General features: G+C 40.1%; 18 protein-coding genes. 6 read left to right on the top strand and 12 right to left on the bottom strand.

Annotation, left to right across the window (positions count from 1 at the left end):
• Positions 1-1,723: 1,723 nt before the first annotated feature.
• Positions 1,724-2,080: a hypothetical protein gene (locus LX64_RS25465; RefSeq protein WP_148707474.1), complete on the top strand. Its 357-nt coding sequence runs from the start codon at positions 1,724-1,726 to the stop codon at positions 2,078-2,080.
• A 76-nt stretch (positions 2,081-2,156) separates the two neighbouring features.
• Here the strand turns inward: LX64_RS25465 and LX64_RS25460 are convergent, their stop codons facing one another.
• Entirely contained in the window at positions 2,157-3,038 is an 882-nt protein-coding gene (locus LX64_RS25460) for an SMP-30/gluconolactonase/LRE family protein (protein ID WP_111600524.1), read from the bottom strand.
• A 104-nt stretch (positions 3,039-3,142) separates the two neighbouring features.
• On the opposite strand from LX64_RS25460, the gene LX64_RS25455 reads away from it, so the two are divergent.
• Positions 3,143-4,195, top strand: coding sequence for a nucleoid-associated protein (locus tag LX64_RS25455; RefSeq protein WP_111600523.1), 1,053 nt, complete (start codon positions 3,143-3,145; stop codon positions 4,193-4,195).
• Here LX64_RS25455 and LX64_RS25450 read toward each other — a convergent pair.
• From LX64_RS25450 to LX64_RS25415, 8 genes are all read right to left on the bottom strand, one after another.
• Positions 4,192-5,664 carry a rhomboid family intramembrane serine protease gene (locus tag LX64_RS25450; protein WP_111600522.1) on the bottom strand — a complete coding sequence of 491 codons (1,473 nt, stop codon included), beginning with the start codon at positions 5,662-5,664 and terminating at the stop codon, positions 4,192-4,194. The genes LX64_RS25455 and LX64_RS25450 overlap by 4 nt on opposite strands.
• A 73-nt stretch (positions 5,665-5,737) precedes the next feature.
• Positions 5,738-7,219, bottom strand: a complete 1,482-nt coding sequence (locus tag LX64_RS25445) for a PSP1 domain-containing protein (RefSeq protein WP_111600521.1) — start codon at positions 7,217-7,219, stop codon at positions 5,738-5,740.
• A 217-nt stretch (positions 7,220-7,436) separates the two neighbouring features.
• Positions 7,437-8,579 (bottom strand): DNA polymerase III subunit, encoded by a 1,143-nt coding sequence (locus LX64_RS25440; protein ID WP_111600520.1) that lies wholly within the window; start codon positions 8,577-8,579, stop codon positions 7,437-7,439.
• Between the two features lie 34 nt (positions 8,580-8,613).
• A complete protein-coding gene (locus tag LX64_RS25435; protein WP_148707473.1) occupies positions 8,614-9,141 on the bottom strand; it encodes a hypothetical protein in 528 nt (175 codons plus the stop codon).
• 130 nt (positions 9,142-9,271) lie between these two features.
• Positions 9,272-9,796, bottom strand: coding sequence for a glutathione peroxidase (locus LX64_RS25430; RefSeq protein ID WP_111600518.1), 525 nt, complete (start codon positions 9,794-9,796; stop codon positions 9,272-9,274).
• Positions 9,797-9,859: 63 nt separating this feature from the next.
• Complete coding sequence (recR, locus tag LX64_RS25425; RefSeq protein ID WP_111600517.1) at positions 9,860-10,483, bottom strand: recombination mediator RecR; 624 nt, start codon at positions 10,481-10,483, stop codon at positions 9,860-9,862.
• Between the two features lie 792 nt (positions 10,484-11,275).
• Entirely contained in the window at positions 11,276-12,736 is a 1,461-nt protein-coding gene (locus LX64_RS25420) for an Ig-like domain-containing protein (RefSeq protein ID WP_158538741.1), read from the bottom strand.
• A gap of 91 nt (positions 12,737-12,827) precedes the next feature.
• Positions 12,828-15,986: an ATP-dependent DNA helicase gene (locus LX64_RS25415; RefSeq protein ID WP_111600515.1), complete on the bottom strand. Its 3,159-nt coding sequence runs from the start codon at positions 15,984-15,986 to the stop codon at positions 12,828-12,830.
• A gap of 177 nt (positions 15,987-16,163) precedes the next feature.
• Here LX64_RS25415 and LX64_RS25410 point away from each other — a divergent pair, with 177 nt between their 5' ends.
• Complete coding sequence (locus tag LX64_RS25410; protein ID WP_245952831.1) at positions 16,164-16,637, top strand: SRPBCC family protein; 474 nt, start codon at positions 16,164-16,166, stop codon at positions 16,635-16,637.
• A gap of 222 nt (positions 16,638-16,859) precedes the next feature.
• On the opposite strand, the gene LX64_RS25405 is transcribed toward LX64_RS25410, so the two are convergent.
• From LX64_RS25405 to LX64_RS25390, 3 genes are all read right to left on the bottom strand, one after another.
• The gene (locus LX64_RS25405) at positions 16,860-17,384 is read right to left on the bottom strand and encodes a hypothetical protein (protein WP_111600513.1); all 525 of its coding nucleotides are present in this window, start codon (positions 17,382-17,384) and stop codon (positions 16,860-16,862) included.
• Positions 17,381-17,788, bottom strand: coding sequence for a CPBP family intramembrane glutamic endopeptidase (locus LX64_RS25400; RefSeq protein ID WP_158538740.1), 408 nt, complete (start codon positions 17,786-17,788; stop codon positions 17,381-17,383). Before LX64_RS25400 ends, LX64_RS25405 begins: the two co-directional genes overlap by 4 nt.
• Before the next feature lie 1,533 nt (positions 17,789-19,321).
• Complete coding sequence (locus LX64_RS25390; protein WP_111600510.1) at positions 19,322-21,193, bottom strand: ATP-binding protein; 1,872 nt, start codon at positions 21,191-21,193, stop codon at positions 19,322-19,324.
• Between the two features lie 401 nt (positions 21,194-21,594).
• On the opposite strand from LX64_RS25390, the gene LX64_RS25385 reads away from it, so the two are divergent.
• From LX64_RS25385 to LX64_RS25375, 3 genes are all read left to right on the top strand, one after another.
• Positions 21,595-21,900, top strand: coding sequence for a hypothetical protein (locus LX64_RS25385; RefSeq protein ID WP_111600509.1), 306 nt, complete (start codon positions 21,595-21,597; stop codon positions 21,898-21,900).
• Positions 21,901-22,175: 275 nt separating this feature from the next.
• Positions 22,176-22,940 carry an exodeoxyribonuclease III gene (locus LX64_RS25380; protein ID WP_111600508.1) on the top strand — a complete coding sequence of 255 codons (765 nt, stop codon included), beginning with the start codon at positions 22,176-22,178 and terminating at the stop codon, positions 22,938-22,940.
• 75 nt (positions 22,941-23,015) lie between these two features.
• Entirely contained in the window at positions 23,016-23,318 is a 303-nt protein-coding gene (locus LX64_RS25375; protein ID WP_111600529.1) for a DUF4286 family protein, read from the top strand.
• The last annotated feature ends 153 nt before the right edge of the window (positions 23,319-23,471 follow it).

Genomic DNA, 23,471 nt, shown 5'->3' with positions numbered 1-23,471 from the left:
CCCTTATGGCCGATGGTACTGCACCACAATGCGGGAGAGTAGGTAGCTGCCGTAATTTATTTAAAAAGGTCCTAGGCATTGGCTAGGACCTTTTTTGTTCGAGGTAGATGACAAGCATCGAATTTCAGGAATCCATAACGCCAGCATCCCAATTAAAAGCAATTATCCCATCAAGCTAAAATACCTACTTCTTATCGTTTGCCCACCCCTCCTATTAAAAACACTACCTTGCATCATCCGTGGAATAAAGTATTCTCCTAAATGATGCCTATACAATTTGTAGGAAATCTTACAGAGATAATATTGCAACAACCTAAAGAGATGCAGAAGATGATGGTGATAGGTTATAGGAAGGGACAACCCAAATATTCAATACAACAGAGGTAAGGACAGTAGTCGATATTACTTTGTATACTGGTAATGATAAATTCAGTTACAACAACATGGAAACCTATGCAGATACAATGGAATGCTAATTTCAATTACAACCAATCTTAAATTACCTCTCCTAGTAAGCACACTTCATGTAAATAAACCTTTTATAAACGGGAAATCTTTGCTTAACTAACAACATTGTATAACGGAGAAAGCGAAAATGAAAAAGCTATTCTTTATCGTGTGGAACGTATGGAAACCCACCAAGCCAGCATCCCAATAAAAAAATTATCATCCTATGAAGCTATTACTCCTATTCTTTTCACTCCTTGCCGCCTGTAATACATCGCCTCGCACATTCTCCAAGATGAAATATCACAATTTGTTTGGGATGCAAATCGCAGAGCGAGTTGATACTTGTAGGTGGAAGAACGTTTGCTGTAATAACACAGCAAATATTAGAATGCCTATCGAATACATTGGATCACGGAGAGACTTTATCCTAATAAACAAACGCTACGTGCAGCATATCTCAAGGACTCACTATGAAAGTGATGGACGGATAAATGATAGGAGTTTAGAAATAAAGGTTGATACTATTTGTAATACTTCTATTGATTGGGTATATGTGAATAAGATGACTGAAGTGGTGGATGCTGTAGAAGCCTGTGCAGCCAATTTTGTGTATATATAAAATACAGGAAAATTTCCTATTCATATGGGTATTGGTAATTCATTGTTCTATGCGTACTTAGTGTATAAGAATGAGAACGGAACATGGCAAAAAGTACATAATAGCGTGCGAGATGCTGGGCTTTGAGCAACAGGAGCTGTATATCAAAGGTTATTACCTCGGCATATTATGATTGCCAAACTCCCGCAATGCCAATCGCTTAAAGGGAAAGCTCTACAACTTGTTATGCAAGATGATTCTCTTGTTGTTCGATCTAATGTTTTCCATTATTAACATTCTATGGCTGAATCTATACCGTTGACCCTACCTAAACCTTTACCCATATTGTGTTTGGTATAGTTATGTCCGCTTTTGAGATTTCTTGTCCGGTATCGAAAAATGAGGTTTTACAATTACCAATTAGCCCGAGTACGATGTAGAAGACTTTTATTGATTTATGAATAGGCTTTATGGATAGATTGTATTATAAGTTGTTTATAAAGAATGTGTTATGGTAAATGTAGTTACTCGTCCACTTTGTACAAAAGCGAACACTTTTAAGGTTTCTATTTGCCTTTCATCCGCTAATAAATAGTCGTTTTGACCTGTTTGGTACCGTTCATACCTTTGATTTATCAAACAAACAAAAACGAAAACACAATAAAACGCATTTATATGAAAACTTTAACTATCCTCATCGCTTTAGTAACATTATCTGTTAATGTATTTGCTAACAACACAAGTGTAAATGAATCCGTAAAAAAGGCTGTAAAGAAAGTGATGCATCATATCGACGAGCAAGGTAACGAAGTTGCTACTAGCCGTTATATTTCTGATGCTGATCTGCCTTTAAACGTGATCAAAAAATTGATGAAGAAATGCCCTAACGAAAACATCGTTTCAGTGCGCGAATTCAATGCTGCTGGTGAGAAAACGTATATCGTTACCCTTGAAACGGCTACGCAATACCAAGTGGTGAAAATTAGCACACTCGATTTCGAAACATTGGAATCTTTCAACAAAGCCAACTAATCAGCATATATTCATTTTGATAAAAAAAGCCTTTCTCATCTAGAAAGGCTTTTTTGCTTGGTATAATATGTATGATTTATTTACCCGGAATTTCTACTTGGAAAGTTTCGATACATTTACGATCCTGTAAGGTTACAAAAACTGTTTTCTTATCTTTCCCACCGAAAATCAAGTTGCTACAATGCTTACCGGTTAAAGGAATTTCGCGGATTTGCTTTCCTCCTGGCGACATTACCACAATGGTGCCTTTGCCCCAGCGTGCGATGTATAAGTTACCGGCTTTATCCACTTTCATACCATCAAAACCATAATCATCGAAGGTGGCGAATAACGTTTTATTGCTAATATTTCCTTTACTATCTACATCATACTTCCAGATTTTACGTTGGATACCTTCGTTGACATACAGGATTTTTTCATCAGGACTGAGTGTAATGCCATTTGTAGTACCCATATTTTCTTCAAGTAAAACAGTTTTCCCTCCTGGATCTACACGCCATAATTTCCCTGTTTGATCTTTCCAATTAGGGTCACTAGCGAAGATTTGATCTTTCTTGTTGATGCAAATATCATTGGGTTGGTTGAAACGATCGTCGTGCGCGTATACACTCACTTCTTTCGTTTTCATGTTTACTTGCAGGACGTTGTGGTTCTTAAAGTCGGCCAACAACATGGTGCCTTTACTATTGAACTGGATGGCATTGGCGATGCTGCCATTTGGTAATTCAACAAATATTTCGCCTTCACCAGTTACGGGATTTATTTTTCCAATGGTGCCATCTTGCTGGTAGTTCACCACGTAGAAGTTTCCCTTTTTATCGAAATTAGGTCCTTCGATATTCACAGAGAACATTTTCTCTTTTGTGAGGTCTTTTGCTTTATATAAATCGGTTTGCGCCATGGCTGCAGAAGATAGGAGCATGGCCGCTGTTGCTAAGAAAAGTGTGGAATTTTTCATAATGAAATAAATATAGAACCTTAGAATGAAGATTTTTAATAAAAAATGATAAACGCCCAGTTCGCTATTTTTCCGTTATTTCGCCAAGCAATTTATTTAGCCTTATGATTCATGTTGCAGATTTTACAGACCTCAGTCAACTCACCATCCACAAAGTAGGCAACCTCGGTCACGACGAGCCTTTGATCCTTTCTCAATCGCCTTTACAATTGTCGGATGAAACGATTGGGAACTTGTTGTTGAACTATTTTATACAGCCATTCGTGAAGAATGCTGAATATTTTAGATTCATGCATGATGCGGATATCCAATTGAACGAAGTTTACAAGTACTGCAGCTTGATTTTCGAAGACAGCACCGTTTTCCACGATCAAAGCATTAACATTGCGAAGCATTTATACAAACATTCTACTCACCCCAAAATCAAAGGCGGCGAATTGTACATCGTACATTTCTCGAAGGTGCAAGTAGATGGAGAAGAAGTAGAAGCAATCGGTATATTCAAATCCGAAACCCGCGATACTTACTTGAAAGTATTCCTTCAACAAGATAATTACGAAGTCAACTACGAAGATGGTATTAATATCAATAAGCTGGATAAAGGCTGCTTGGTGTTTAACATTGAAAGTGAAGAAGGGTATAAAGTGAGTATTGTAGATAGTATCAGCAAACAAAATGAGGCCGTATACTGGAAAGACGCGTTCTTACAGGTACAACGCCGTGAAGATAATTACCACCAAACAGAAACAGCCGTTACGCTGTGTAAAGAATTCATTTCCACCCATCTCCCAGGACAATACGAAATGAACCGGGCCGACCAGATCGATTTATTGAATAAATCGGCTGCCTATTTCAAGCAAAATGAACAGTTCGATATGAACAGCTACGCCGAGGAAGTACTCGGGAACGTAGACGCTATTGAATCTTTCAAGGATTACCGTGAACAGTTTCAACGCGATTACCGCTTAGATATTCCCGACGAGTTCGAAATTTCGGCACCGGCGGTGAAGAAGAACCAGCGGGATTTCAAAAGTGTATTGAAACTGGATAAAAACTTCCTCGTGTATATCCATGGCGACCGTGATCGTATTGAGCGTGGCTACGACGACCTGGCGAATATGCAGTATTATAAATTGTATTTCGAATCGGAGAGTTAGTAGTTCGCCTTCAACGCTAAATCGTCGGCATCGGCACGGGCATCCAAAATAGCTTGGTTGTACTTCTGTGTGCTTTCATCAATTCGCTTGTATTGAAATACGAAGATCCTTCGTTGAATCTCGTTGTATTGAATCAACACTTGGTTGTGGCGTTGCGACTTCTTTGATAAATGCATATGGGTAGCTTCATCAAGCAAGCGCAAGTTCTCGTCCCAATAATAGATCCCGTTATCTTTGATTTGCCTGAGTTGTTGCTCGCGGGTAAAGGTGGTAGGCATGCTGTAAATACCGAAAGCCATTTGGCGGTTATGGTCAATAGTGTCTAAAATCTCTTGGTAACGGAAGATATCGCGGCTCATATTTTGGTAAGTAATAATGCCCGCTATAGCGCCCACTACCAGTGTACCGTAAAAAGTAACCATTTTTCCTTGCAGCCACTTCGGGCGTTTTAGGCTAGGGTAGTAGCACCAACCGAGTACATAGCCCGTAAGAATGCCCCCAATATGCGAAGCATTGTCGGTACTAGAGTTTTTCCTAAAGCCTATCAATAGTTGCAAGGCGATTAATATCCCGATCGAGATAAACAACGATTTCCGCTCTTGCTTTTCCAGGATGGGCTGGCTAATAATGGCTATAATTACACCATATAAGCCTAAAATAGCCCCTGAAGAACCGGCCGACACTACATAGTCATTCCACCATAAACTGGCCAAGCTCGCCCCCAATCCCGATAATAAGTAAGCCAATAAAAATCGTCGGCTACCTAGCATCGACTCGAGGTACAGGCCTGCGATTACTAAAAAGTACATATTGAAGAACAAATGCAGCGCATCAAAATGTACAAATAAGCACGAGAACAAGCGCCAAGGCTGCCCAGCGAGCGTATCGAGTTTGTAATTGGCGTAGGGGGTAATGTCGAATGGAAGAATATCGGAGCCGTTATAAATAGACAGGGCCGTCAGAAGCACAAAAATGAAAACATTCAAAGAAACGAGCACCGGGGTAATGAAATAGCCTTTTACAGGTACAAATACCTTGGTGAATCCTTTAATAATGCGTCTTTTGTGCGTGAGGTGGTAGGCCCCTTCGTGTTCGAAGTTGAGGTCGGCGAATTGTTGTTGATATTGTTGAAAATGCTGTTCTGTTGCCACTTCGCTGGTACTGGTAGCAATAGAATCAATTGTTTCTGTTAGGAGATGGAGGTTGCTTTTATTCTTCCCAAAATCGATGATTTGTGCACCGGTGCTTTCGCTGGTTATTTCGAGCATGCCCGGGGTAATGTGGATGGTGATTTGCTCGTTCCAAGAGCGCCAGCTAAAATTGGTGAAAGCAATGATGTATTCGGTAGTAGCGAAACTGATGTGCCAGTCCAAACTTTCCAATGCCATGCAGGCGTACGTATAATAAGCTTGTACGGAGGTGCCTTGTAAGGAGAATGAAGTATGATGTTTGGGAGGAAATCCGATCATGCTGTAATAAATTCGAGTGGGTCGTCAAAATATAAGAAAAACGGGTGCCATTTTGTTGACACCCGTATGCTAATTATTTATTATTACCCTGCGGCGGACGAGGCGGCTTGGGTTTTGGTTTGGGTTGTTGCTGAGGAGTATTTGGTTTCTCCTTTTGCTGGTTTTGTTGCGGCGGGCGATTCGCTTGAGGAGGGTTGTTATTACCCGGACCTTTAGGTTCATGGCGCTGCTGCGACTGTTTTTGATGATGTTGTTTTTGTTGTGGTGCTTGTTGCGGCTGCTTAGGTTTTTGTTGACCCTGACCTTGGCTACCACCTTGTTGCGGTTGTTTCGCTTGTTGTGGTTGTTTTTGTTGGTTACCACCTTGTTTCGGTTGGTTGCCTTGGTTTTGAGGAGCAGCTTGCTTTGGTTTTTCTTTCTCTTTTTCCTTCTCTTTGCCTTTTTGCTTGCGCTTTTGAGACGTTTTTTCGAGGGAACGAAGGGAAATTTGACCTACCACATCTACGAAACCGAGATCAATTTCTTTAGGTTTCGTGGCTACTAATTCTACAGCTTTCAGTTCTTCAGGTTTGTTACCTTGTTTATTGAGGTGCCTGATTTCCTTTACGCGGGTAATAGTAAGCGGGTATAATTTGTTACTGTTGTCGAAAGAATACCACATTAAGTTTTTGAAGATATCGCGTTTTTGAAGTGACGCGGTACCGGCGGCTGTTTCTAGCGTATCGGCATCTTCTGGGAAATCTTTCAAGGCATCCAAATAAGTATCTAATTCATAGTTGAGGCAGCATTTTAAGCGACCGCATTGACCAGATAGCTTTGCTTGGTTGATGGATAAGTTTTGGTAGCGAGCTGCTGTGGTGTTTACTGATTTGAAATCAGATAACCATGTACTACAGCAAAGTTCTCTACCGCAACTGCCGATGCCACCTACTTTACCTGCCTCTTGGCGGGCACCGATTTGGCGCATTTCAACCTTTACTTTGAATTCGGATGCATATATTTTGATGAGTTCGCGGAAATCGACGCGATCGTCGGCCGTATAAAAGAATGTTGCTTTTCGGCCATCGGCTTGAATTTCTACTTCTGTGAGTTTCATTTCAAGACCAAGATTTCTTGCAATAGCGCGCGCTTTAATGAGGGCTTCTTTTTCGCGGGCTTTGTTTTCCGACATGCGGTTCATGTCGTCGGTAGACGCTCGGCGGAGTAACTTCTTTACTTCCGGGGTATCTTCTACCCGGCGTTTTTTCATCTGTAATTTAACCAATTCACCGGTGAGGTTGACCATCCCAACATCGAAACCACTCACACCTTCAACAGCGACCATTTCTCCTTTTTCGAAGAATTGCTTGGTGGCATTACGGAAAAAATCTTTTCTACTACCGTTATTAAAACTTACTTCTATGATATCAAATGGTGCTAAACTATCGCCCAGTGGAATATTTGCCAGCCAATCAAATACGTTCAGACGGTTACAACCGCCTGTATCGCATCCTCCATTGCTCTTACATCCATTTGGCTTCCCACTCGCACCTGTACCACATCCGGCACAAGCCATATATTAATTGATTTAAAAAATGAGTAAATAATGTGTAACCCGGTCATTTCCAGAATCTCGCACAATCACACCTTACAACACGGGTGAAACTAAGATACAGAATAATTTTTAACAATTGGACCTAGGGGTAATAACAAGCAAAGGTAATGCAAAAAACGGCAGTACGGGCGTTTTCGCGGATTTGGAGGTATATTATAAAATCGTCATAGGTAAATTGCTAATAATTTACCGGGACGGGTTTACGCTTAAAAATATATTGAAGACGAATCGATAGTGCATGGAAGAGAATTTTGCCGTTGGCATTCCGTTCGATGTGATAGCAAGCATCATTTAACGCATCGATAATAAGGCCCGTTTGTTCCAAATCGGCCAATTTCCGCAACTTTTCGGCAAAATCGACCTCCTCAGGAGCAAAAGCGAGGTGTTCGGCAGGCATATATTGTAAACGGAGGGCGTGTTCAAGCATGTTAATGAAGTAGCGGAGGAATTGTTTTTGGTTCTCGCGGCCCATTTTGGCGCTGGCCATGGCTTCGATCCATTCTTGCAAAGCCACGCGGTTCTGCAAGAAGATACAGTTTAGCCATGCCCGAAGCATTTCATGGTAATCATTATCAGTATGTTGCAACAACTGCATTGCTTCGCGGTAATTACCCGATGCAATGGTGGCAATTTGCCTTGCACGTTGTTCCTCAGTTTTATTTCTTTCTATAAGGGCAGTACGTAGCTCTTGGGTAGTAAGTGGGTTGATTTTGATAAGCTGGGTACGTGATAAGATGGTAGCAAGAATCTGCTCTTGGTTTTCGGCTACCAATACAAAAATTGTATTAGCCGGCGGTTCTTCTATCAATTTCAATAAGCGGTTCCCTTCATTCCCCAAGTACTCCGGCATCCACATTAAAAGAATCTTGTACTCGCTTTCGAAACTCTTCAAATTCAACTTGCGAATAATATCTAAGCATTCGTTGGCCGTAATATTCCCTTGTTTATTTTCCGCGCCAATAAATTGTAACCAATCGTATGCATTCCCGTAAGGTTGCTGCACAACGAATTCGCGCCATTCGGCTATGTAATCGGTGCTTAATGGTTTATCGCCCGGTTTGCGGGGAATAACGGGATAGGAAAAGTGAATATCGGGGTGAATAAACTGGTTCGCCTTCACGCAAGCAGCACATTTTCCGCAAGCATCTGTTTCCTGCTTATTTTCACAAACAAGGTACTGTGTAAAAGCCAATGCAAGGGGTAGGCCTCCCGCACCTTCCGGTGCAAGGAAGATCATAGCATGACTCATGCGGTTATGTGTAACCGCGTGAACGAGTTGTTGTTTAGTAGCAGCTTGACCGATGATTTCTGAAAATAACATTACCTGGTATCCTTTTTCCAGGCGTGAAAATAAGTTATTTGAAGGAGAGGAAGCAGACTTTCGTGAAAGTGCCTGCCAGGGCGTAAGTAGGATTTCGAGTAGCCAAGTAAAAATTGCCGCTGATGGTTTTCCTGGCCGTGTCTAATTGCGTAATTGCTAACATGGCGGTGTCGACCCGCTTAAATACATAGCGGTCGTTTTCTTTCAATGCTAAGAAAATAAAGTTAGGGGCGATATTGACAGTCGATCGAAATTCTACCTGCATACCATTCATATGAAAGTTATCGCCATACAAATTGGTGTTATCATAAACATACTCTTTAATTGCCACGATTACTTTAACGGAATCGTTTACAGCTTCGAGGTGAAGTAGTTTGAAGCGACCGGTAATATCAGTGGCCCGGGTGATGGCATTGTAAGAAATGGGTAAATGAAAAGTGGTGCCGTCGGCAGGTTTGATTTTTATGAAGGGGTTGCCGCAATTCACTTCTTCTGGCAACAATTTGCCACAAGCAGTGCATAGTATAGAAAGCATGGCTATGCCCTGTAGTAGGTGTTTCATTGGGGGATGGTTTTGGGGGTTGTAGGGGAAAGGTAGTGGAAATAGCGACACCTGTTTGTGAATCACCCGTTAACGCATAAAAAAAGCCGCCTCAAGCGAGACGGCCTTTGTATAATCAAAGTTTTAAACCTTACTTTTTCTCAATTGCTGCGATAACTTCTGGAGAATTTACAGATGTTTTTGGTTTGAAAACGGCTACGAGGTTGCCTTTTTCATCGATCAAATACTTCTGGAAGTTCCAGGTAACTTCTTCTGGTGTAAAGTGTTTTTCCTTGGCTTGCGCAGTTAACCATTGGTATAATGGGTGCATATCGTTGCCTTTAACAGAAACTTTAGCGGCCATTGGGAAAGTTACGGCGTATTCTTTTGTGCAGAAAGCTTTGATTTCTGCGTTACTACCTGGCTCTTGAGAACCGAAGTTATTCGCAGGGAAACCAATAATCACGAGGTTTTTCTCGTACTTCTTGTACAAAGCTTCTAACTCTGCGTATTGTGGCGTATTGCCGCACATAGAAGCCGTATTAACGACTAAAATTTTCTTGCCTTTATACTTCGCTAAATCAATGGTGCTACCATCAATAGACTCTACTTTGAAATCGTAAAAGCCGGCGGCTGTAGAGAAGAACATGAGTACTGACATTAATATTTTTAACATGCTGGGTATTTTTTACTGGTAATGAAATATCGGGTCAATAAAGTTACGGCATAGTACGATTGTTTATTTACCTTGTTGCAAATAATTTTCAAGCGGTAAACGATTGGTCAAAGAACGCGCTAAAGTCATTTCATCGGCATATTCTAATTCTCCACCGAAGGCAATTCCTCTTGCGATAGTCGTTATTTTAACAGGCGTTTCTTTTAATTTCTTCGACAAGTAATATATGGTGGTATCACCTTCAATAGTAGGGCTTAAAGCCATGATGACTTCCGTGATTTGTTGTGCTTTCACTCTTTCTACCAAGCTATGGATATTTAATTGATCGGGGCCGACACCATCGATAGGAGAAATAATACCTCCCAATACATGGTATACCCCGTGGAACTGCTGGGTGTTTTCGATGGCCATTACGTCGCGGATGCTTTCTACTACGCACACCACGCCATTATTGCGAGAGGCAGCGTTACAAATAGTGCATACTTCATCATCGCTTACGTTATGACAATGTTTACAAAATTTGATTTGTCTACGCATGCGGGTCATGGCATCTCCGAAAATTTCCACTTGCGCGGGTTCTTGTTTCAATAAATGTAACACCAATCGTAAGGCCGTTTTTTTACCGATACCGGGCAATTTTGCAAATTCGTTGACTGCATTTTCAATTAATGCGGAAGAGAATACCATAGCTACAAAGTTAATGATTTGCCGGCGGCTTGTACAATTTCGAGTGCCAGGAAAGTGTAGGGTTATAGGGAATTAAATGATGTAAATGAAAGTTGCTCTTTGCTTAAAGTTCTAGCTATACAAAATGCGATATTTTGATTGGCTATACTGCGAAATCTGGGTCCAAAATCGCTGGGGGCATTGGAAATGAATAACTAATGTTTGGTGGTTTTGGGAATATGAAGCTAACTAATTGATATACAATAGTGGAAATAGGCCGGGGATAGGCAAAAGATAGGCTCGAGATAGGCTTTAGATAGGGTAAGGATAGGGTAGGGATAGGCTTTTACTAGGGAGAAGATAGGATGGAGATAGGGTAATACTGAACAATCTACAGAGAAACTACAGAGAAACTACAGAGAAACTACAGAGAAGTTACAGAGAAACTACTGAGAAGCGATAACGATGAATTTACAATAAGTTCATTGAAAACTAGCGATAAATGTATCGCAACACGCCTGTGGATGGAAGGATGCTTGATGAGTGCTAAAACCGATAAGTAGATTCCGGTCTGTCTATTCTAAGTAAGCCATTAACCGAATATTTGATGCTGAAAATGTAAGATGTGAAAAATGCTAAATGGCTTAATAATCAAGTAAATAGGATAGGAAAACTAAGAGGTAACGTAATGTAAAAATACATTGTATCCCTGCTGTTGAAATGTTAGGAAGTATATTTGTTGTTGCTTGGCGCTAAATAAAAAAGCCTTCACTTATAGGCGAAGGCTTTTTCAATATATTGATCATTAAATATTTAAAACTCTAGGGTTTCCGGCATTAACCAGTTGGCTTTCATGTTGACAGTTTTAGGGAAAGCGATCACCCGTTCAGGCTGTCGTTTCGGTTCTATGAAGTAACTACCGGTATCCCAAATGCCGTTATGGTTTTCATCAATCAAAATCCGGATTTCGTATTCTCCCGGGATAATGAGGGATTGTTTCCATGTGCCGTTGGTAACGTCGCCAGCGTATTTTACGACCTTGTTATTAACGAGTTGCATAATTAAGCGCAAGCTTGTATCGGCTGCTAGCATTTTTTGGGTTTCCTCAGACTTCTTCAAAGTACCAATGAACTCCGAGTAGTCTGCTTTTTCTTTGGCACTAAAGCTAACGGTATCGGTTTTGGTAATATTACCCAACGTATCGGTAGCAAATCCAGCCGGCAGTATTAAACGGTAAGGCTTCCCTTCTTTCCAATTGTAAATAATAGACATTTTTGTATTCAGTGAGTCCATTACATAATTGAAGTTAACAGGTGTAAACAACGTGTCTTCCTGTAATTTGATGCGTGAGCTATCAATGGTAGATATCGTACGAATAGGTACGTTGAAAGTAATACGTAAGCTATCGTTTAAATCTTGTTGGTTATTATTTAGCTGCGGAGCTGCTACTAGCTTAATCTTTTTCCGTTTTTCCCTTTCTTTTTTCTCGGTTTCTTCATCTGGTTCCTCTGGAATAGGCACGAAAGGTTTTGTTGTATCCAAGGCTTTGAACATCAATAAATTAATGTTCTCAACATTGGCGTCTTGGAGTGTGATAGGCAAATCACGGTAAGCGATCAATTCGGCAGGGTTCGTGTATTGTAAATCTTTGTCTTCCTCTTTTAAGGCAAAGATTTTATACCTACCCGGCGCTAAATTCTTGAAGTGAAAACTACCATCTCGCTTCGTTTTAGCGAAGTATTGTGGTTTTTCTTTTGCTACCACGGAATCGGCCATACTTGTATATAACATCACGGCAACGTTACTATCCACGGTACCTGTTTCTGCCATGGTAAGTTTACCGTGAATCTGTAAAGAATCTAGGTAGTCGCCCGTTGAAAACACGTATTGGAAATCTTGGACCGGGTTGCGTTCATTTACATCCTTTACAGCATCGTCGAAGTTAAAGGTGTAAGTGGTATTGGGCTTCAAGGTATCCTTGATTTGAACAGTTACCGTCCGCAATTTTGCCGTAATGGTGGGTGTTCTTTGTAAAGTAGGGGAAACGATCAATTTCTCGATTACGTTATCCAGCTCTACATACTCATTGAATACGAAGGTGATTTTCCGGCTTTTGAAGTTCAGGGTAGAATCTTCCGGATTTACATACACTAAGCGCGGGGGAATAGTGTCTTTCGCTCCACCAGCAGGGGGAACGATATTAGCGCAGTTTGTGAATGTAATGGCGGTAAAAAGCAGCACTGCTACAGCTAAAAACCCGTATAATCGATTCATTGTACCCATCCTATTTATAAAAATATTTGCAAACTTAGAATATTCCTAGCATAAGCAGGAGCAACTTGGTCATGTAATGTTCTGTTAATTTTTATTCATAGCCAGTTTCCATGGCCTCATGGAGCTTTACGTGTAAACGGTTGTCTTTCACAAAATTACACCAACGACAATCTTCTTTTCCACAACCTACATAAAATTCACGTCGCTGAATTTTCTGCCAGGTATCCATTATTTGCTGCGTAACAGTCGTAATATCAGCCGGTTCGATAATAACTTTTTCTTTATGATATTCCTTTTGTTTATTCGGTTCTATAAAATCAAATTCTGTACTGATGACTTGCCAGTTTTTAATCTTGTAATTGTCTAACAAGATTTTATAGAAGACAGCTTGCCGCCAATAATCGCCTCCATGGGGGTTGCTTTCATTGGGACGTTCACACTTTTTATATTTCTTAATGGCATTTTCGTAGTCGCCTGTTTTATAATCTACCACGTTCACAAATCTGCCTTCAAACTCTAATTTATCAATCTTTCCCTTGAGCGGCACACCGTTTACTACCACATTACGCACATTTCGCTCCACGCTTACAACAGTGTTCCAGCTATGGACGTATTTATCATAATAGTTGGCTAGAATGTCTTGACCATATTCCATTCTTCTATCAAGACTGGATTGTGTGAATGATTCCCGGTTTCGAAGCATACTGTATTTGAAATCGCGAATAAATTCTTCTTTGGAAGGGAAAATATTCTTCCCGCTTTCTTGCATTTTGGAGAAAAGTTTCTCTATAGCATAGTGTATAGCCGATCCAAATTCGGTATTCTCCGATTTCCCGGACGGAACGCGTATGAGGTTCTGGTAATAGAATTCTAAAGGGCAACGCAAGTAATTATTTAGCGCCGTAACATTCATGACGAAGTTTTGTAATAAAGCGTCAACGAATAACTGGTCTACTTTCTCAATCTCCGGCAATAATTCCTTGTTGAATTGCATGATTTGGAAATCAAATACCTGTTCTACTGGTAATTCTATTTTTTGCTGTGGCAACTTAAATTGATCCGTGATCTCCGCAATAAACATGCTAGGTTCTAAAGGTTTTCCATTTGACCTAGCTACGGGGTAAGAAATGTATAGATATTTTTCGGCCCGGGTAATGGCTACGTAGAATAACCGGCGAAGTTCATCTTCGTCGTTAAAAGTAGACGAAGTGCCGAAAACATTTTTGGGAAGTGTAAATCCCTTATGGCGTTTTTGTGTTTTCTCCCACAAGTGATTATTCGTACCTACGAGGTATACGTATTCGAATTCTAATCCTTTGGCTCCATGAGCTGTTAAAAGGTGCACGCCTTTATCGTTGCTGAGTTCCTGCGGCATAGTAAGTTGAATACCATTATCGATCATTAGGTCGATGGTTTCCATAAGCGTGGTGATCGTCATATTGGGATGGCGATGTGTTTCCTCCTTGATAAAATCGAAGAGGGTTTGCACGATTCTTACCAGGTATATTTTACGGGGAGATTTCATCACGTACGCTAAAATGCCACCATCATTTACTATTTCACTGAAGAGTTGTTGCAAGGTGATATTATGGGCATCTCCAATCCATTGTTCTATAAGCTTGCCAAGGGCTAGCATTTCGCTAGGTGGTGATAAAGAAAAAAGGGTGAGGTTTTTGGTATGAATCCACTCTTGTAAATATTTGCGGATAGCGCTTTTTTCCTTGTAACCTTTTTCGGCTACTTCGATACTAACGCGGGCTGTTTCGATGGGAGGGATATTGTAAAAATCATAATGCATGATTTCAAACAATAAGCCTTCACCGCTATAGGGGGTATCCAGTTCGGCCGCCACGTAGCGTAATATTTGCAATATTTTCCGGGCGAACGGCACGTCAAATAAGTTAATGTTCCGTTTCACATAATAGGGCACTTTTAACTGGTGGAAGTATTGTGCTAACTCGCTTCCGTATTTATTTTCCCTATAGATAACAGCGATATTCCCGGGAGGCACGCCTTGTTTAACCAGGTCGCGGATTTCCATGGTTATGCCAATCATTTCCTCTGCTTGGGTATTGTATTGGCGAATGTTTGGCGGAATATTCAGCAACTTCAACTTTTCATTGCTGGCCTGTACATCCTTGCTTAAGCCCGGGAGCCGGTTTACTAACCTGGATGGGCCATTATGCTTGATGACAGCTGTTGATACGTCGATTATATTCTTAACGGAGCGATAATTCTCTGTTAGTACGATAGTGCGCAAGGTGGTTGAAAACGAGTTAGCGAAATTGGCCATGTTTTCAATATTCGCGCCTTGGAAACGGTAGATGGATTGATCATCATCGCCTACCACGAAGATATTTGGATTGTCGACGTTACTGGCTAGTAGTTCGATCAATTTGTTTTGTGTACCGCTTGTATCTTGAAATTCGTCGACTAAGATATACTGAAACCGTTCTTGGTATTCGGCTAATAGGTTTGTGTTTGTTTCCCATGCATGGATGACCCAGTTGATCATATCATCAAAATCGTAGCGATGTTTTTTCGCCATCATTTGTTGATATTCTTCGAACAGTTCAACAGCGGCGGCAGTACGTTCCATTTTCTCCAATTCCTCTTCGATCTTAGCTTTTATTGGATCACCTTTTACATTGTTTTTACTATTGTTTTTATAGTAGAAGCCTTCGGTGGAAGGAAGATCATTTACCCATGACTCGATTCGTTCTTTTAAGAAATGGGGAGTCCACCCTTCACGTTTCATCGTTGAAAAGAGTGAAGCGAGGTTCTGGATATCGAAGTATACGTCACCTCTATACCTTTTCAGCGGGTTGTTCTTAGGTAGTTGATCGATGAGTTCTTTGAAGAGTTGGATTTTCTCGAGGTCTGAGATGAGGTCGAGTGTATTCTTTTCGAATACATGTAGGTTATCTTGGATGACTTCGTTACAAAAGGAGTGGAAGGTGTGAATATTTACTTTATAGGCACCTGGACCAATAAAATCCAGTAAGCGTTCGCGCATAGCCACAGTGCCAGCATCGGTATAGGTTAAGCACAAAATATTTTGGGGTAAGAAATCGCTTTCATATAGAATTTTACCGATTCTACATGCCAAGATTTGTGTTTTGCCCGTTCCGGGGCCTGCAATTACCATCACGGGGCCTTCAGTATGGTTAACGGCTTCCTGTTGATGGGCATTGAGCCCTTTGTATACATCTTCGAAACGTTGATAATGTTGTGGTGCTCGTACAGGCATGCTATCACTGCTTATTGTAAAGTAAAATCACCGGCTCCTAGAAGCCCTGAACGAAGGATTGAAAGACGTACTTGAAGTACATGTATTCAAAAATAGGCTAGCTATGGTTAATAGCAAAATTGAAAGTATTTTTACGATGGGTAACCATTGCCCACCAGCCTAAAACCCTTTTGTAGCATGATGTCGAAAATGTATTCCTTGCAAAAAGTACAAGTTTTGCCGGTAGATATGAAAACCGCTTGGAATTTCTTCTCTAGCCCGGGCAACCTGCAAACTATTACACCGGCGTATATGCGGTTTAAGATTATATCTGAGCAACATGCTTGTGGCATTTATGCGGGGCAGTTGATAAGCTATATTGTGCGCCCTGTATTGGGTATTCCGTTGCGTTGGGTAACGATAATTACCCAAGTGAAGGAGCACGAATATTTTATCGACGAGCAGCAATATGGTCCATATGCCTTTTGGCACCACGAGCATCGTTTCCGCGAGGTAGAAGGGGGCATAGAAATGACGGATATAGTGCATTACAGGATGAAATTGGGTGTCTTGGGAAGATTTGCCAATAGTTTGTTTGTGGGGAACCAATTGAAAGATCTCTTTAGCTACCGAGAGAAGAAAATCCGCGAGATTTTCAATAAAACGAAATAATAGCGGCGGGTATAAGACTATACCCGCGTTGTTTTGTAGAAATCTTACTCCTACATTCCAATTGAACGGCAAAACAATATTGTGGATACAACATATTGTGTAAAGCTGCTTGATGATGACTGAAATCACTACGGAATGGTTGTCCAAACCAAGTGGCCGCACCAATTGATGAGGAAAAGATTGCATCGTGCTATGAGGTTTTTTATTCAAAGGATATTAGGGCTATAACCCTAAATGGTCAAAGTGCGTATGGAAATCAGTTACAAAAGCATTTGTATGTTTTTCATTCTCGTAAAACTGTGCTGAAGAAAACTCGTATTCTTGAATTTTATTAGCCAACGATAAGGTAATGGGAAGAAAGTGCATCATCCAGATTTTTGTACGTAGTGCTGGTACTGATAGGATGGGCGACTTTTGAATGGGTACTTCCCAGAATTGGAATTTACGTGGGTTGCCTTTCACGGCATATTTTTGTAAAATGCCGGGGGCCACTGCTTGTAAGTGACTTTTCAGTTTTTTCGATATTAATTTTTCTAACAGCATCGTGTAATCTCTTTTAGAGTTGGTTTTTGATTGCCATACCAAGTGAATAGCAGAAGGAAGAATAACATACCCGTATAGCCATACAAATTCTTTACGAGCAAATTGCGCTATACACTTGTGAATAATAGCCTTATAAATATTATGGTGTAAGAGTGCTTTGTGTCGCCTGCAATGGATGATAATGTGCGCTGCAATGGGTTTCATGCGAGTAGTTTTGAATCGATGCAATGCATAGCGAACACCGCTAGGTTAACAGATAAATGCAATCCCACTGTGCATAAAAACTTCTTCAAAGGCGAATTCGGCAAATAGTAGCAATACCCCAACAAAATGCCGGCTACCAGTGGATAGAAAAATTGATTCGTACTGCCTATATGTGCTGCTGCAAATACCGAAGCCGATATCCCAATAGGTACAATAGCCCACTTAAACTTCGATATAAAATAATCAAGCAATACATATTGAAAAACGACTGTTTCCAATACAGGAGCAATGCAAACAGTTACAATAAAAACCTCAACGAGATCTACTTGTTGGGATGTTGACGGGTGCATATACAGCATACTGGTAACAAACAGCAACATCGCCAGGCAAAACAAAATACTCACGCGCCTTATATTATTGGCACGAATGAAAAAACAATGGATCTTCAATAATATTCGATACATAAAGGTGGATATAACTACCACCCAATGAAGGGTGGTAGCGAGTTATACATGGGTTGGTATGTTAACGATTATTTATAAATCGATGCATTGGGCAAACCTTCTTTTTGATTCACAAGAATGAATAGCCGAAAGTTTTTTGCCAAGCAACACGACAAATAAAATACTTCGTTCTCGTTGGCCTTATCAACTGTTAGGCCCACACCTCCTTTGATTTGCTGCAACTCTTGAGGAGTTAACAGTACACAATTGTATAGTGTGCACATTGGGAAAATGTATTAATGGATGAAAGTATGATTAGCAAACAGTCTTCAATAGACTATCGGAAATACAGGTTTATTTATTGAAAGTTTTTTACGCTTTTAATCCATAAGAAACCGTCATTCCCTCCAGTAAAAAATAGCACTCAACCTCCTTTGAGTGGCTCATTCCTTGTATTGAGTATGTTTACTTACATGTAAGTGTGCATGAATGCTTACCATTAGATTTGATTTTAAATTGCACAGCATAAATCTGGATTTATTGGGGTTAACAAACTTATCATTTCGAATGTAAGGCTACTGGTACTTATTTTTCTTATCATATCAAGCTTCGCAAATGCTTTATATAATTGTTCCTGCATACAATTAAGCAATAACAAAGGGGCATGAAAATGATATAGATAATTAGCCCTATTTAGCATGTTTACAAGTGTTGATAAACCAATGCCTTACAGTGCACAGTAAGGCACGGTGTGGCGGTAATTTGCATTCTTTTACAACAATGGGGGTGATCTAGTTTGCATATGATTCAATTATGGTGATTAACAAATTTTACAATAAGAGGAAGTGAATAGATATAAACTTCCGATACTGGCATCATTGATATGGTCGGCTTGAATGCTCTCCAATTTTTCTAACCCTTTAACAAGCATGCATAAATATTGATGCTTGGTTCTCAATTGCTCTTATACCCAAATTCGAAACTATCTTGTAACAGATAGCTTCGTCGATACTACTATTTGATATATCAAATAATAGCGTGTATAGAAATTCCTGTTCTTTAAAGCTGGTACTTTTAGAAGAATAGAAAATGATAAAAGACGATTGTAATACTGTGTAAAATGTAAGCTGGAAGACACTTTTCGACATGAATGTGCCATCATGTACACTTAGTACAAAGCATTAATTGGAAATAATTTGGTGAGGGTATTTTTCCGCGGTTAACAAAACTTCTGATCGTGGAAAAAAATTGCTCGGGGTAACATTCTCTTCTTGAAAGTAAAACTAAAAACAAAAATTGAAAAAAAACAAATTGTTGTGCGAAATTTTTTATGTCGCTTTTATTTATGAATTGAATTATCGCTGTAATGCTTATTGATAAAGAGTTTTGCAGGATTGTAAAAAGAGGAATTTTTTTTATTTTTTTAAAAACGGGTATTTGTGATGATGCTTAATTAATGTAACAAGGCTACATACACCTACGAGTTATGAAGGGTTATTCTACAGGCAACTCATATGAAAACGTAGTTGTTTCATGATCATGAGCAGCGTGGATTTCACCATTCATCATCTCAATAAAATCCTTACAAATAATCAGCGCAACCCCCGCTCCTTTATTATACCTGTTTGTATTTTGGTGACCTGGTTGAATCTCGAAAATGTGTTCCAGTTGATCGGCTTTAATAGGGGTACCTAAGTTTTTGATAGAAACAATAATCCTATTATGCTTTCTCACCGATTGAATAGTAATAGGTTCATTCCGAGATGAGAATTTAATGGCATTATGTATTAAGTTACGATTTACAAATTGTACCATTTCCCGGTCGGCCATTAGCGATAAACTTGGATCCGTTTCGTACACAATGTTTAACTGTTTTGTATTGATGTCTAAACGGAACGATTCTACGGCTTCTTCCAATAAAGTTTGTACCAACAAGTTTTGTGGATGATAAACAAAGCCTGGTAATTGTGATTTAATCCAACGGAGCGTATTCTCGAATAAATCAAGCGTATTCTGCGAAGTAGCGGAAATTGTTTCTAACATCATCGACATGGAATCTTGATCAAAGGGCTGGTCTTTATTCACTGCTGCCAATTGGATGATATTGGCTAAAGGTGCTCTAAAATCGTGGGCAATAATGGATAATAGTTTGTTTTTAAAGGCAGCATCGGCTTGTAATTGCTTGTTTTTATCCAATATTTCAACGTTTTTATCGCGTAATCGGAATGCGTATTGTTTAGCCTTCCGGTAAGAGCGGTAGAAGATGTAGGCTATAATGATGATTGAAATAAAGAGAATGCCTAGTATGGTAACGATCAGTCGGCGATTAGAAGTACTGAGGGATTGGTTACGTACCGTTGTTTCAACCAATAAGTGATCTATGTAGTGCTCGTCGCTCGCGTGTTTGCTAAGTTTTTGGGAGTCGTTCAATTGCATCATTTCCCGGGCATATTTGAGTGCTTCGGGAATATTGCCTTGCCGGTCGTAGTAATTAAACAGGGTATCAACGGCATCCACCATCAGTTCGCGGTAGCCGGCTTTCATACCAAGGTCGTAGGCCTTTTTAAAGAATTGGATCGCTTGTGGATCATTCATGTCGAGGCGGTTGCTATATAAGCTGGTATATGCTTGGATAGCGATATATTCTTGTTGATTTTGAATAGCTGTATTGGCAACAACTTGAAGGAGGTCGCAAGCGGCTTGTTTTTTACCATTGACGAAAAGTTCGCCTGCTTGTAGTAAATGGACGTATGATTTGATACGTGTGTCGTGGTATTTTTCACCTATTTGCGCAGCACGTTGAATGGCCCAATTGGCAGAATCTTGCATGTGGGGGTTGGCCTTCCAAATGCTATAATAGTTGGCGAGCACGTAGGCAAATACAGAGTCTTTTTCAAGGTGTAATCCATCTTGAAAGGCTTGTGCTAAATATGTTTGTGCCTCGGCTTGTTTACCTTCATAGAAAAGATAGGAGGTGCCAATATCGGAATGCGTTAAGCAGGTTAGTTCGGTATCGTTAATACGCTCGAATACCCGTAATGCTTGTGCATAAAAATGGGAGGCTGCAATCCAGTTATTTTTTAAGGTATAATACACGCCAATATTATGGAGCGCCATACCTTCCCCTCGCTCGTAACCATTGCGTACGGCAATAGCTTGTGCTTCTTTACTGTAAAGAAAAGAAGTGTCGAGTTGGTGCATATAATAATGAGCGGCCAAAGCATTGAGCTGATCCACCTTTGCGATACTATCTGGATTTACACGGACGTAGGGTTCCTGTGTAGTAATACGCTGTTCTTGCGACAGTGTTGGAAGTGTAGACAAAAGGCAACTAGCTAGTAGAATAATGACGCTTATAAACTTCATTGCTGATTCATATGATAAACGAACACAATTTGTTGCTTGATAGGGTAGGAATCAGTATCCTAGGGCTCCTTACAGTAACAAATTTAGCATGGTTTGCACAAAATGGACAAAAGCGAGAACAATTTTCGGCAAGTACGAGATGAAAAGCAAAAAATTGGTAAACCTGGTGTATATTACATAATCAAATCGTATATAATTACTTACTACTGATAAAGCTAAGACTTTTACCTGGTTTTTCGGTAGCTCTCCATTTTCTTAACGTCATTTTCATATCGTATTCAATGCTTGTACTTACCGCCAAATAGTGCGTGGTAAAGCGTTTTATACAAATAATTCGTTGAAAATGATGCCTTCCTTGGCAGTTTTCATGTGACGTGTTTTAACCAAAACTCCAAATAAACATGGAAAACTTTGAACTGCAGCAATTGGGTTGCGAAGAATTAAACGCAACATCCGCACAAGATGTAAACGGTGGTAATATCATCGGCTTGGGTGTCACCAATAATAATGGTGTACTGGAAATTACCTTAAAATTGGATTTAAGCAGCTTGGGATCAACTTTAGGCGGTGTTACCGGCGGTGGTGGTACTACTGGCGGCGGTGGTATTTTAGGTGGTGTTGGCACCGGCGTACCAGGTGTAAACAACCTATTAGGTACTGTAACTGGTTTGTTAAACAACTTACTAGGTGGCTTAGTTAAACTCTAAAGCACTGTGCAGCACGTGTAAAAGCGTGCTGCTTCTATGTTTACACGCTTTTCTAATAAGTGTCTTAGGGATAACTTTTTCTATTGAAGAATTGTAGTAGCAACGATATTTAGGCACCTATTTATACAAGGAGCCGAATTATAGGCGTTATCCTTATTTGAACTACCCTATATACTTGACGTTTGCCTATCTGTTTTCTCACCCGGTTCCTGCTTTTTTTGAGCCTTAAAAGTTTCCTGTAAAGCAAATCCTTATTTTTGTTTGAAATACAGGCTATGAGAATAATTACCTATAATGTGAATGGCTTGAGATCGGCGATGAATAAAGGTTTTGTAGATTGGTTGAAAACAGATCCCGCCGATATTATTTGCTTGCAAGAAGTAAAAGCTCACCGCGAAAACGTCGACTTTAAACAGTTTGAAGAACTTGGCTATGAAGACTACTGGTATCCTGCTCAAAAGAAGGGGTATAGTGGCGTGGCGGTACTCACGAAGATAAAACCTACGTTTGTACAATATGGCAATGGATACATGCAAAGTGATGCAGAGGGCCGTGTTATTCGTTTAGATTTTGGTGACGTAACCTTGATCAATGCCTATTTCCCTTCGGGTACCACCGGGGAAGAACGCCAAACTTACAAATATCAATGGTTAGATGAGTTCTTCGGCTACTTGAATGAGTTGAAGAAAACACGTCCGAAACTTGTTGTGGTAGGGGATTATAACATTGCTCATAACCCTATTGATATTCATAACCCGGTTGCAAATAAAGATTCTTCGGGATTCTTACCTGAAGAGCGTGCATGGATGGATAAGTTACTAGGTGATGGATTTGTGGATACACTCAGAGTATTCAAGCCTGAACCGCATCAATATAGCTGGTGGAGCTACCGTGCAAATGCCAGGGCTAATAACAAGGGTTGGCGTATCGATTACATCAACGTAACAGAGCCTCTGCGCGCTAACTTGAAGGATGCTTACATATTACCGGATGTTAAACATTCTGATCATTGTCCTGTTTATCTTGCAATGAGCGTTTAAACATCAATTTTATATAAGCCTGGAATGTTGTATGCGCAACGTTTTGGGCTTATTTTATACAATATTCAAATCAGTATGATCATTTACAACGTCACCATTAAAGTTTCTCCTGCCATTCACAATGCTTGGTTTGTTTGGATGAAAGAAGAGCATATTCCTGAAATACTTGCTACTGGCTTGTTTCATGACTATAGGATGTGTCGATTATTAGAGCAGGATGATAGTGATGGTCCTACTTATACTGTTCAATATTCGACAGATACCCAGGAAAACTATCAAACGTACTTACAGGAACATGCGCCGGTATTACGGCAGAAGAGTTTCGATAAGTTTGGGGATAACTTTGTTGCCTTTAGAACCGTTATGCAGGTGGTATAAGGCTTCCAGCCTGTTAAACTTATCCACACGAAATTCACTATTTATAAGGGGTTCCTAGTTTGGTACAATAGTTGGAGCATTTGCGACGTTTAAGTGAATAAAGCCTAAAATGCTTTGTAGTACAGTGTTTTAGCAGAATGCCTTGTGATGATG

The sequence above is a fragment of the Chitinophaga skermanii genome (genome assembly GCF_003259335.1).
GTDB classification, from domain to species: domain Bacteria; phylum Bacteroidota; class Bacteroidia; order Chitinophagales; family Chitinophagaceae; genus Chitinophaga; species Chitinophaga skermanii.
This window is presented reverse-complemented; position numbering and strand designations above follow the sequence as displayed.